Raw genomic sequence first — 12,729 nt, 5'->3', positions numbered from 1 at the left:
GTAAAATCCCCCCAGACTGCGGCAGTATAACAAAGATCTCATAGAGCATCCGCTGACGTGTGAATGACGGGATAACGCAAAGTGTAACATGCGGTTAGATTTATCTGTGTAATCGCGGAGCATTTGGGTTACAATCTCAGATCACACTGAGATACTAAAGACACGGTATCTCCGAATAAGGTCGTCCGTTCGAGCGTACCGGTCCTCCGCAGGTTGCTGTGTGACTCATCTGGCCAAAGTGTCGTGTTTGGTCTCGGTAGACCGGATAGGTCAGAAAAAGGGCTTTGGTATCTGGGTGAGACTTTGCCGATAACGACCAGCCGCCGATCACACATGTCGGTTGCCCCAACCAACCAACACCCGCCCGTTAGAACGCCCCGTGCGACACCGCTAGAACGCGAAGCGTAACACATTGCAATCGATGGCATCACAGCTTTGAAGGAGAGCCTCCCGATTTCAGTGGTGGCCGGTCCGCAACAGAGGGTCCCAGCTCATCTACCATGTCCAGAAACTTCTTGTTCCGAAACGCAAATTGCCCGCTTAAGTCTTGCGACAATCTTAAGCTCGCCGCATAGACTAATGGGAAGCGCGTGCCTCATCACCTGTAAGCGACATATAGCACAATTTTCGTGCATAGAATTTCCCTTTGAGTGTGTGGGTTGGGGGATGTCAGGTATAGTTGGTGCTTTGTAGTTCGGAGTTTTTCAGGTATATGTGTATGTAAGTAACTGAAAGCAAGGCCATTATGGCTTTACACGAAAGGACTCAATTGGACGCGGATCGAGTTCTTATTCAGAATTGCGGCCGTTTCGCCTAGGCATCTCGATTGTCAAGCTAAACTCGACTGAGATTTCCTTAATGTCACACATCCCTGCACCGCTATTGTTCTTAGGTACAGTTGACCGGGGAGCGCCAAACTGTGGGGTTCGTGGCCCCGCGTCGCCTGACTGCCAAATCGGACTCGGATTCGTACTGACCCCCTCGAAGACGATCAGGGATTGGGCTCCTTAGCTCATCTCTGATGTGTGGGACCCGGTGGCGGGAACGTGCCTGTCGCCAAGCAGTGACGAAACCGGGTCATGGGCAACTGGGCAGGCCCAGGGCCGGGCCGGTTATGAATAGATAGTCGATCAGAATCGTGATATCACCAATCGAGATATCCTCACAGGTCGGCTGGGAGACTGCAGACAGATTGATGTCGGCCTCCGGCAGGCAGGGAAGAACCCCCGTGCAGCTTCCGGTTATGAATTTGGCGTCGATCATGACCGTCACGTCGCCGATAGTCGGCTCGTCTTCGCCCGATTGATTCGCGTCGCCCACTCGAACCTGGCAGCAATCGAATCCCCCGGCAAAGGAGGCGTTGAAAGTCCTGTCGGATGTTACAACCACACCTGGATAGCGAGCGGTATCGGTAATCCCGGAACCAATCGGCGGGTAAAACTCGAGGTTCAACGTGGTCAACGGAACTACCATTCCGTACTGCCCCAAAAGGTTCGTGTTGTCGGCCGGCGTGAATACGGTATCACCGCTCGAAGCTATGATCGCAGCAGCATCGACACCGGCCAGCGGCTGTGCGAACGCATCGGTGACTGTGCCGCTGACAAGCGCTCCGGCCTCGAGAGTGGTGGCGATCGGTGTATCGGACATCAAGGATACGTCGCGCAGCTCGACCGCGACAAGCCTCTGCGAAATCAACGGCTCGACCTGCAAGTCGTATACACCGGGAACCACCACTATCTGGTAGTGGCCGGCAGCATCGGTGCGATCGCCGCCGAGCAGTACCGGTGTGCCGGTCGACGACACGCGCGCATCGATATCAACTCCGGCCACCGGCTGGGCCGAACCGTCGGTCACGGTGCCGGTGACGAGCACTCCGGTCGGGACGACCATATCCAACACCGCGTCGGCGGAGACGGCATAATTGTACTGAGCCGCCGGCGCCAGGTGCGAGCTTGGAGGCGGGGTGAAGGCAACGTTCAGCAATCCGGCAGGGACGATTATCTGGTATAAACCGGCGGCATCGGTGATATCCGACGGCGTGATTATCTTGGGGCCGGACGGCGCGAAGCTGACATCGATGTCAACCGACGGAACCGCTGTGCCTCCGCTGTTCCTGACATATCCGGACAGCGAGTATCCCGGCGAGAGACTGAAATCCAGAGTCGTGTCCGCATTGATGGTTACGTCGGACACCTGCGCCGCCAACAACCTGTCGAGGACCACCGGCTCGACAATCACGTCGTACGTGCCCGGCGGAATGATTACCTGGTAGCCGCCCAGGGCATCGGTGTTGTCGCTCGGCGTGAACATGGTGATGTTGGTGGCGGCATCGACTATGTCAATATCGGCGCCGACGACCGGCTGGCTCGACGGTCCCAGTACTGTTCCGGAGAGGAAGAACCCCGCCTGCATGGTGACATTAATCACCGTGTTGGTATAGATAACGACGTTTTCCATTTCAACTGGTACCAGGGGTTCGCCATTGACGGCCCGCCAACGGACACGAAAGGTACCCGCGGGGACTAAAATATCATACGCTCCGGTCGCATCAGTATTGTCACCGGGTGTGTTCAGTTTGAAACCAGTGGCCTGTTCGTAGACATTTAAATCAATATCAGGTATCCCGAAGCCGTTTCCATCGGTAACCGTCCCTGAAATCGAATAACCGAGCTGCAACGTTACGTCGAGCGTGACGTTCCCATTGACCACTATACCTGTATACATAACGGGCAGTAATTGGCTGCCGCCGGGCGGTACGAACTCCACGCCGTAGGTGGCTTCGGGTAGGTCCGAAACCGTATAAAAGCCAGCACCGTCGGTAAGCACCTGGGTCATACCGATAGGGTTTCCCTGGTCGTCATACAGAAAAACCTCGACGTTTGCTACGGGAGCGGCAAGATGGTCAAGGACTGTCCCGGAAATTGAAAACTGCGCGCTTGCGGCGGACACGGCTAATAAAACGACGGTCATTACCAGCAAGCAGGTACGAGTTTGCGAACGGCTTCCCATATTCTCAACTCCTCAGTCTTACAAAAACGTCCCTACGGACTCTCTCATTTCAACAACACAAGCTTCTTAGTTTCCGAGTGGGTAGATAATCGCAGGTTGACAAAGTAGACGCCTGATGCGGTCCGGTCCCCACTGCCGTTGCGTCCACCCCAAGGTACGTGGTACACGCCGGCAGGATGGTAACGGTCGGCAAGCGTGACTACGAGTTGTCCCAAAACATTATATATTTCAACCGAAACGTTGCCCGGCACCAGGATCATGTAAGACACTATGGTCTCACCGATAAACGGATTGGGATAGTTCTGGTACAAGAAGAAATCCTGTACGATCAACGATCCGTCAGATCGCGATAGCGCCAGAACGATCGACGTGTCGCTATTGATGCTGAGATCCTCCCACACCATTCGGTCCACCCAGGCGCCGGGATAGGTGGTGCGCAAGTCAAACGCGCCGGTAGGCAGCGAAACCCAGGCGACACCGTCGCTATCGCTCTTGTCCCAGGGCGTGAATATCTCAGTTGGAGTGTTCGCTGTCAGGAAGTCGTAATCAAGCCCAATGAACGGCCGGCCATGCTGATCGCGCGCCTCGATTGTCACGAGGTGGCCTGATTCGAGCGTAATATCTCCGAGCGAGGTATCGACGCCGAGATTCACGGCGCTGATGCGATTGCCCACCAGGTGTGACTTATGCGATGCGGCAAAGTAGATGTCCTGAAGGCCGACCGGCGACGCGACTGCAAAAGCGCCGTCGGAGGCTGTCGTGTTGTTGGACAGGATTGCCTTGGCGCCGGTCAATGTCGAGCGGATGCTTATTTCTATTTCCGCAAGCGGGCTACCGGCGCTATCAATCACTCGTCCTGAGAGCAGGATGCGCGGCTGATCCGGTAGCACGAAACTAAGAGTGGTGTCCGAGTCGATGGTCACACCCTTCACTTCGAGCGGGCCGACCGGCAATCCAAGCGGGGGATCGAGTTCAATATCATACGTGTCCGGGGCAACCGCTACCGTGGTCGTTCCGGAGACGTTAGTGACATCGCCCGGCGTGAAGATCTTCTCCCCGGTGGAAACTAACTTAAAATCAATATCGACTCCCCCTACGGGCTGACTGCTCGAATCAGTCGCCTGCACGGTTACGAGTACACCCTCGCGGAGCGAGACATCATAGCTCATGTCGCCCTGGAAAGTAAGCGTATCGTCTCGAAAGGCGATGAAACGGGTGCCGGTCGGCGGCGAAAACCGCAGTTCGTACTGTCCTGGCGGCGCGGCCACCGTGTAGAAACCAGTGGTGTCAGTCTTGTCATTGGCCAGGTAAATCTTCAAGCCGGTGGCGAGATGACGCAAATCTATCGAAACACGCGGGATTGGGATGCCACCGGCGAGGCTGGTAACGTGACCCGATAGAATAAGCCCGTCGGGAAGTGTCAGATCAATCGTGGTGTCGGCGTCGATAGTCACCGAATCCAACTGCAGGCCGCGGCTTCTCGAACCGACCGGCGGATCGAAACGGAAACGGTACTGCCCGGCCGGGACTACGATCCAGTACTGCGCTGTGAGTGAATCCGAGAAATCATTCGAAAGATGAACTCGCCCTCCGGCAACGCTGTCAGCGTCAATATCCGTAAAAATCGGATTGCCTCCGGCGTCCCTGACCGTACCGGATACCACCAGTCCGCTTGCGAGGGTGACGTTTAGCTCGATACTCTGATTGGAGGATAGATCGATGCCGAATACTTGCTTGCCCATGAAGCGTGTCCCGATCGGCGGATCGAAAGCCATGTAGTAGACACCGGGAAGCACGCAGATATTGTAAAACCCGAGTACATCGGTGTTGTCATTCGGGGTAATCAACTTAGCGCCGGTACGGACATCAAAGAAATCGATATCGACCGAGCGAATCCCGTTGCCTCCGCTGTCGCGCACGAAACCCGAGACACACACCGCGAGCGCGCTCCCGGACGACAGGGCGACCAGTGCGGTCGTCAATAAGGCGCTGAGAGTCATACTCAGGAGCGAACAGTGTACTCGCGAGTTATGCACGATCTTAGAACCCAACACGCGCGTTTAATTTCCACTGCGTGGCCGTTTGATTCCGTGGTTCGAAGCCGGGCCCCGGATAAAGAAATCCGATCACGGCGGACAGACGCAGATGATCCCAGAGCTTGGGCGAACCGAGGATAATGTCCAGCGCCGATCCCAAGTCGGGCGAGTCACCGTTAGGCAGGGCCGGCGGAGCCACCAGATCGGTGCCTTTCATGTCATCATCAGCAAAATGCTGTGAGTAAACGTGATAGATTACGTCGATAGAACCGCCTTTAACCGGTTGTATCCCCGCGCCCACGGTGGTTATCTTCAGATTAGACAGCTCCGGGTTGAGTACGCTTCCGTAGTAGGGGAAATCAACCACGCCGCCGGCCTTGTCGAAGTTGTCTTCGTATCCGGTCTGACGGAAGCGATGATCGATATCATCGCCCCTGTTGTCATCGCCGCTGCCGACGGCATAGGAGATGGTAAGAGTGGGTTCCAGATCGGGCACGGGGAATCTGACTACCGTACCGGCATCAACCGCCCAGGCATCGAGGTCCCGCCCTTTGTCCGTGCCCTTTATGACAGCGGCATCCAGCCACGGTTCCAGATATGACACCTCTCCATGGTAGCGACCACCCCACCAGACTGGTTCGCGGTTGCGCAGTTCATCGCTGTCGGTGCGGCTGATCACGACTGCTGAAACCACGTTAACGTCGGTGATTTCCAGATCGATCTTGGCATAAACATCGCGCCAGGTATCGTATTTGGTGCTGATCGGGTGAATGTGGTCTATATACGCCGCCTGCACCACAATTCCGGGTACGCCGTAATAGTAAACTCGTGCCGCGTCCATGTACGTGTCGAACAGCCACTCACGCCGGTCATCAAACTCCTGCCGTCCGATCTTGAAGGCCAGGCCGGGGACGACGAAATTGCGCAACAGGGCGTAGAGTTCGATAACCTGAACCTTGGCGTAGTCCGGGAACCGGTCATGCTCGTGCATGAAGAGCACCCTCTTGCGGAGTCTGAACTCGGCGTGAGTGCCGATCTGCGGCGTCCAGAAACCGAGCGCCCGGGCGCGGAAGTCGAACTGAGTGTTGCTTTCATCAGAGTCAAAAGTCGATGAGAGGTCATAGTCGGATTCCGACAACAGATCCTGCCGGTATTCCGCTGACAGGTGGACATTCTTGTTAACGATCACACCATCCGACATGCCGAGGGCGCTGCTACCGGAAAGCTCCTGAAACAGTTCCGATTCTTTCTCTTCAATTTTGCTGCTCGGGTCGTTGACGTCCGTGTCCGTCGTAAGGAGGACGACCAGATCGTGGATGACTATCGAATCGGGCGGATTACGATCCATGCTGACGGCTGTGACCGTGCCCTTGATCTTGCTGCTTTCCTTGACATCAAAGGTTCTGATCTTACGGGCGTGCCACGTGCGGTCGTCACTGACGCTGCAGCTTATCTCGACTTTGATGCCTGCTTTCAGATCGGCGAATGAGGATTTCTTGCCTTCTTCCTGGAGAAATTCGGTTTTGTCGTCAACGCTCAACGTCCGGCCGAAAACCACGAAGGTACGGGTTGCGGAATTAACCGATTGAATCGGCCCGCGCAGTTTAGGGCGGCGGGGTTCGGGCAGACGCTCGATATCTATCGCCACGAAGAAGCCGGAGGAATCCCAATAGCCCTCGATTTCGAAAGAGTCCCCTGTTTTGGGATCGAGCTTGAAGTATTCGGGATCGGCAGCCCGAGCCTTTGCTGCCAGAGACAGCACCGTTAAAATCACCACACACAACGCCCACACTTTGTTCATTGAACCACTTTCCCTTTCATTCGTTCGCGTATGGATATCAGTTGTCGCGACTTTTCCGCGAGAGTTGCCGCCAGATGGCGCCAGCGAGGTCGAAGCGCATAGATTGCGCCCAATCTGAGGAGCGACGCCGCCCGCCACCACCGGACGCGCGGTGCGATGTCGTCATCGGTATTATCATAGGCTCCAAGGAAGGCTGACTCGCCCGCCCGTATTTCAGCGGCGGCTTCGGGATGCTGCAGCTCGCGCAGATCAAGATGGGCCAGAAAATTGCCGACATCGCAGGCGCGATCTCCCGAAGCCAGGCTGTCGAAATCAAGCAGCGTAGTCGGCGCTCCTTTGCCAAAGAGCACCTGCTTGTCGTAGAAGTCCCGGTGAATTGCGGTCGGGCGGGAGGCTTCTACCAGGACAGCTCGTGACTGAAGCGCGTCGAAGGCTGATCTGAACAGCTCACTCATTTCCGGATAAATGGACCCGGCCAGTTCCATCGTAGGCGATAGGTTTTTGGTTTCAGACTTCCAGTCGTGCCGCGGAAGGTCCGATCCGCTCTCGCTATGCAGTTTGCTTAGTATTCCGGCAGCGGCGGCACATCCCGGCACAAACGACCCGTTTCCAATGCTATCATGAACCGATTTGCCCACGGAAGGTTTCAAAAAGAGGTAACCGCGCTCGCGGTCGACTGCCACTGCCGTGGCAAAGGCCAGGCTGTCTTCAGCGACCCTGCCGTAGCCCCTGGTCTCCAGCCAGTTCAATGTGGTCAGGACCCTGTGGAATTTGGTGGGTCGGTAGATCTTGGCTATTACTTCGAGCATATCTAAACCGGACCTACTTGGTCCAGTTTTCAAACGCAGCACGCACCGCCGCCGCAGGCGATAACTGAGAACTTCATAAGTCTCCAGGTCGAATTCGGACCAGCGATAGTCAGTCTCGATATTGGAGAGACTGGCCTGGGAGCGAAGCACGCGGCCGTCATCGAGCAGGGGAGCGATTCGCAGATCGGGATCGAAGGGGAAGATCGGCACGGCGAGATCGAGATCGTCGATCGAGACCACCCGGTTTGGCTCCTCGGCGAGGTAAGTCGGCCGGCCGTCGGCCATGCCGAACCATTGGCCGCAGAAGATCATGCGGCGCGGAGTTGACGTTGCCGGCTCCTGCAAATAGACCACATACTGTATTGAGAGACTGCCGTCGCCCGACGGGAACACCCTGGAGACGTGTAAGTGCTGTATTTGCGGCCGGCCGTTCCAGGAGTTGAATAGCCTGGCCTGCAGCCGCGGCGCCATCTGGACCGGGTCGGTGGCGATCTCCAGCAGCGCGAATTTCCTGTCCATCCTGATCACAGCAGTTCTCCGCACCTTTCTACAATTGCCCGGCATTCCCGGCGCCAGTTGGGGCGAAGCACTCTGAAGGGCGAGATAGCCAACTGAAGAAGCGCGGTCGCTACCCAGAACTGTCTTAGGCGGGGATCGATCGTCCGCCCCGATGCACTCTCATATGCGGCTTGGAACTTTGCAGCCGTTGTCTGGACGTCGATCTTCTTCTCCTGAAGGCTCGCGAGGTGCAAGTGTGCGATGAAGTTACCGATGTCGAACACGCTGTCGCCACGACAGGTGCGATCAAAATCCAGGAGTGTCACCGGCTCCGACGGCTCACCCAGCAAAATCTGTCCCGGGTGAAGATCGCCGTGAACTAGACCTTGCGGAGCCGCAGGCAGGTCCCCGAATAGCGCCTGAAGACGGGAGGCGATTCGTTCGATAGGATCATGCAGCTCGGTGACCAGACGTCCCAGGTTCCGGCCTGTAGCGGTCGCAATTGACAGCATTTCGGCCGCAGAGCGGTTGTCAGCCGGTACTTTGTCAAGGCGGTGGAACACGGCTAGCGCGCGAGCAACTTGAGCAAGCGATTCGCCCTGGTCGCCCTGCCCAAGCAGTTCGGAACACGGCGTGCCGGACGCTTCGCGGACCATGAGGATTCGCTTGTCGTTGTCATAAAGCAGCGGTTCGGCAATGCGCACGTCCGGAGAGGCGGCGACCGATCTATGCAGCCCGCGCATCAACTCGAGAATGCGCGGGTCGTGAGCCTCGGAGTACACCCTGATGTAAATGCCGAGATTTCGGCGATCACCGGATTCCCGGTTTACCAGTCTGGTGTCTGCGCGGAAGACAGCACGCTTCTCAGGCTTGTAGCGGACGACTGTCAATCGCAGCTTGCGATCCGATATGCGCCAGGTATCTCTTGGATGTTCCCGCAGGGCAGCGTGAATGACACGCACAACTTTGCGGGCATCGAAAACGGTCGGAAGACCTTTCAGTTCTGTATCGGACTCGATTGGATACAGCACGCTATTCACATCCGGAAGCGGAAGTGCCCGCCAATGGCCGGTTCGTTCGTGCCGATCTCGCGCGGTCGCTTTGGATACGGCATCCGCAAAAGCGTCTTCATGATAGGCCTTGACGTAGAACCAGACTGTGTTGGCGGCTTCGTCTGCGCTTGGTCCGCGGCGCACAGTCGCTCGATATGCGGCCAGGCAGGACGTAGCCGGTTTGTATCTGATATATGCGATCTCAGCGCTCTCGACAGATACCGCTCCGTTTCCGACATACGCTTCGCAAAGCGCCCTTTCGACTCTATGCGTATCGAGAATAGCCGGCAGCCCTTTCAAGGCGGCATCCATCAACTGGTAATCTGCGGAGTTCTGCCGTGCGGTGCGCTGTGACACGGTGGACTTGCTCATTACCGGTTCAAGCTTCCCATGACAGGTTCCTGTGATGCAAGGCGCCGGCCGGCGATTCGGCGCCGTTCGGCGAAACGGTCTGCGTATCCGCGGTGGCGACAAAACGACGGTACGCCTCGCTCTCGGCCAGCAGCTCCTCGGGACTGCCCTGCGCGATGGCCCGGCCGTCTTCGACCAGTATGACCCAGTCGGCCAGATCGAGAAAGTTCAGCCGGTGAGTGATAATCAGAAGAGTGCGACGGTCCTTCATCATGCGGAGAACCTCTTTGGCTTCCCGCTCGGTGTGTACGTCGAGACCGGTCACCGGCTCGTCGAGAATCATAATCGGACTACCCCTGAGCGCCGCGCGGGCGAAGCTTATCCGTTGTCTCTGGCCTCCGGAGAGAGTCAGTCCGCCCTCGCCTACGAGCGTGTCGTACCCCGCGGGAAGTTTTTCGATGAATTCGTCCGCGCCGACCGTTCTGGCCGCCGCGATTATTTCATCGCGTGTGGCATTGCGCTTGCCGAAGCCGATGTTGTCGGCGATGCTCGTGCGGAACAGGAAGGTTTCCTGCGAAAGCGGCGTTATCCGCTTGCGCAAGCTGCGCACCCGGTAGTCGGCGATCTTTGTACCATCGATCCAGACCTGACCGGACTGCACATCGTACAAGCGGAGAATCAGCTTGGCGATAGTCGACTTGCCGGCGCCGGTGCGGCCAAGGATGATACTGGTCTTCCCGGCTGGGATGACGCAATCGAGGTTTCTGAGTACCGGGCGCTCGGCGTCGTAGCCGAAAGTGACCCGCTCGAATCGGATTTGCCCCTTCACCTGCTTGGCCGAGAGACCTTCTTCGACGTCCTGCACTTCCGGTTGCATCTCGAGCAGCTCGAGAATCTTTTCGCCGCGAACAGTCGCCTTGGCCACGCGGGTTGACTGCCGCGCCATGCCCCTCAGCGGTCTGTAGATCCCGCGAAGATAGGAAAGGAAGATGATGAGATCGCCCGCCGACATCGCACCATCCAGTGCCTTCGTCGCGCCAAGCCAGAGCACGACCGCGGTGCCGATAGCGGTAATGGTTTCCACTACCCGTTCGTAATTTGCAGTCAGCCGCGTCGTTCGTACGTTAGCCTTTACGTCTCGGGAAACTGATACGCCGACCAGTTTCTCGCGGCTTTTCTCCTGCGCGTAGCTCTTGACCTGGCCGATTCCGGCCAGGCTCTCCTGCACCGACGTGACAATCTTACCGTACATCTCCCTCTGGCGCTGCGCCGACTCGCGAATCCGCACCGAGAACTCAAATGCGGCGAAGAGGAACAGCGGCAGGACCGCCAGCACGACCAGAGTCAACTGCCAGTCCATCCAGAACATAACCGTCAGCATGCCGACCACCAGCAGGATCTGACTACCCATCTGAACAACTGTCGAGACCAGCAGGTCTTCTAGCAGAATGATGTCGTCGGTCAGGCGTGTCAGCAGATCGCCGGTTTCCCGGTAGTCGTGGTATGACAGGGGCAATCGCTGCACGTGCGAGAAGAGTTGCAATCGTATGTCTGCGATCACGCGCAGCCCTGCCGCCTTGGCCAGCACGGCGTGGGTGTACTCGAACATGCCCTGCAGAGCGGCAACCACGACCGCGCCGACCGCGGCGAAAAGGATGATTGTTCCGGGTTCGAATTCAGTCAGGAACGACAGCGTATCTCTACCCAGCGACGGCTGATTCGGCATGAGCACGAAGTCGACCACGATCTTGATCGGCCAGGGGCGAAGCAGCATGAGCAGCGTGGAACCAAGCAGCGCCACACCGCTGGTGATGAGCTTAACCCGATGCGCCTTCAGGTAGTGGCCGAAGTGACTGAAGATGCGGCGCACCGACGCGAAATCAACGGTTGGTAGTCTTGACTTCAGTCGCACGGGTTTCATTCCTCGATTTCGTTTTGGCGCGAATCAGGGCGTCAAATACACCGACCGCGTTCGCGACACGCTGATGCCAGGTGTGCCTGGCGGTGACTTCGGCAAGGGCGTTTTCCGCAAGGCGTGATCTCAAGGCTGGCTCATATAGCAGTCTCAGCAAGGCGCTTCCCAGCGCCGGCTGGTCGCCCGGAGGTACTAGCAGGGCGGTAGTTTCGTGATTCAGCAAATTGTTTATCTGGCCGATAGCGGACGCAACAATCGGCTTGCCTGCGGCCATATACTCGAAAACCTTCAGCGGCGAGAAGTAGAAATTGTCCAGGGCGGGGTACGGAGCGACAAGAGCGTCCATACTGAGCAGCGCGGGCCCGACCTCCTCGTATGCAACCGCCCCGGTGAATACCACCCGGTCTGTGACTCCGAGTTGACGCGCCAGCTCGACAAGTCCATTGAAGTACGCCTGATCCCCGGCGCCCACCAGGCAGAGTCGAAGGCGCGAATCGGTATCCGCAATCGCCGCGAATGCCTTCAGCAGAATCTCGACACCGTGCCACGGCTTGAGCGAGCCAACAAAACCGATGACAAAATCGGTCTCCGGACTGCGAGATATCCGATTCCGCCAGGCGGCGAAGTCAACATTCGTGAATCTGTCCAGCGAGACGGCGTTTGGCGTGGTCGACACAACGGCGTTGGGACTGATACCAAGGATGTAGCTGCGCAACTCCTCGGAGACCGCGAAGATATGACTGGCGTGATTGAACAGCAGCTTTTCGACGGAACGCGCCAGATGTGTCTGGCGCAGGCTGCGATAGCTGCCCGCTTCCCGCACCAGCGGCGCGTTGACCTCAAGAACGAGCGGCAGGCCATGTTTCGCCGAGAGCAGGTGCCCCGCGGTGCTGAAAAGTGAGTATCTTTCGTAAATGAGGTCAAAGTCATATTGCTTGTGCAGGCCGTTGACGAGCTCCTGTACTTCCTGGCTGCGGTAGTAGTGCTTCGCTTCGCGGATGGTCTGCTCGTCCAGGCCCAGTTCTTCAATATCTCCGTCGTGAGGGAGCGCCACGTCGCTCGGTAGGGCGTACACCGGAAACGACGGCTGATACTGCGAGTTCTTGTCGATTCTTGCCATCGCGACCACCGGGCTCCAGTTGTTGGCGCTGAGGTGCTCCAGGAACTCCCGGACATGAATCGACGCCCCCTTCGTGCCTCCGAAGGGAATACCCTGGTCGCCGCAGATGTACAGAAGGCGGAGCTTACGCATGGTAAT

The 12,729-nt window shown here is 57.4% G+C and carries 7 protein-coding genes; all 7 read right to left on the bottom strand.

Features of this window, described 5'->3' with window-relative positions; all coding sequences use genetic code 11:
* Nucleotides 1-1,077 precede the first annotated feature (1,077 nt).
* Genes AB1772_00600 through AB1772_00570 form a run of 7 tightly spaced genes read right to left on the bottom strand, consistent with a single transcriptional unit; the run spans nt 1,078 to nt 12,723 of the window.
* Entirely contained in the window at nt 1,078-3,009 is a 1,932-nt protein-coding gene (locus AB1772_00600; protein ID MEW5794833.1) for a carboxypeptidase-like regulatory domain-containing protein, read from the bottom strand.
* 44 nt (nt 3,010-3,053) lie between these two features.
* Nucleotides 3,054-5,063: a T9SS type A sorting domain-containing protein gene (locus AB1772_00595; protein ID MEW5794832.1), complete on the bottom strand. Its 2,010-nt coding sequence runs from the start codon at nt 5,061-5,063 to the stop codon at nt 3,054-3,056.
* Nucleotides 5,050-6,846 (bottom strand): alginate export family protein, encoded by a 1,797-nt coding sequence (locus AB1772_00590; protein ID MEW5794831.1) that lies wholly within the window; start codon nt 6,844-6,846, stop codon nt 5,050-5,052. Before AB1772_00590 ends, AB1772_00595 begins: the two co-directional genes overlap by 14 nt.
* Entirely contained in the window at nt 6,843-8,174 is a 1,332-nt protein-coding gene (locus tag AB1772_00585; GenBank protein ID MEW5794830.1) for a phosphotransferase, read from the bottom strand. The genes AB1772_00590 and AB1772_00585 overlap by 4 nt, the downstream gene beginning before the upstream one ends.
* A 5-nt stretch (nt 8,175-8,179) precedes the next feature.
* Complete coding sequence (locus tag AB1772_00580) at nt 8,180-9,577, bottom strand: aminoglycoside phosphotransferase family protein (protein ID MEW5794829.1); 1,398 nt, start codon at nt 9,575-9,577, stop codon at nt 8,180-8,182.
* A 7-nt stretch (nt 9,578-9,584) separates the two neighbouring features.
* The gene (locus AB1772_00575; GenBank protein MEW5794828.1) at nt 9,585-11,468 is read right to left on the bottom strand and encodes an ABC transporter ATP-binding protein; all 1,884 of its coding nucleotides are present in this window, start codon (nt 11,466-11,468) and stop codon (nt 9,585-9,587) included.
* Entirely contained in the window at nt 11,437-12,723 is a 1,287-nt protein-coding gene (locus AB1772_00570; GenBank protein ID MEW5794827.1) for a glycosyltransferase family 4 protein, read from the bottom strand. Before AB1772_00570 ends, AB1772_00575 begins: the two co-directional genes overlap by 32 nt.
* Nucleotides 12,724-12,729 lie beyond the last annotated feature (6 nt).

The sequence above is a fragment of the Candidatus Zixiibacteriota bacterium genome (assembly GCA_040752815.1).
GTDB lineage: Bacteria > Zixibacteria > MSB-5A5 > GN15 > FEB-12 > JAGGTI01.
This window is presented reverse-complemented; position numbering and strand designations above follow the sequence as displayed.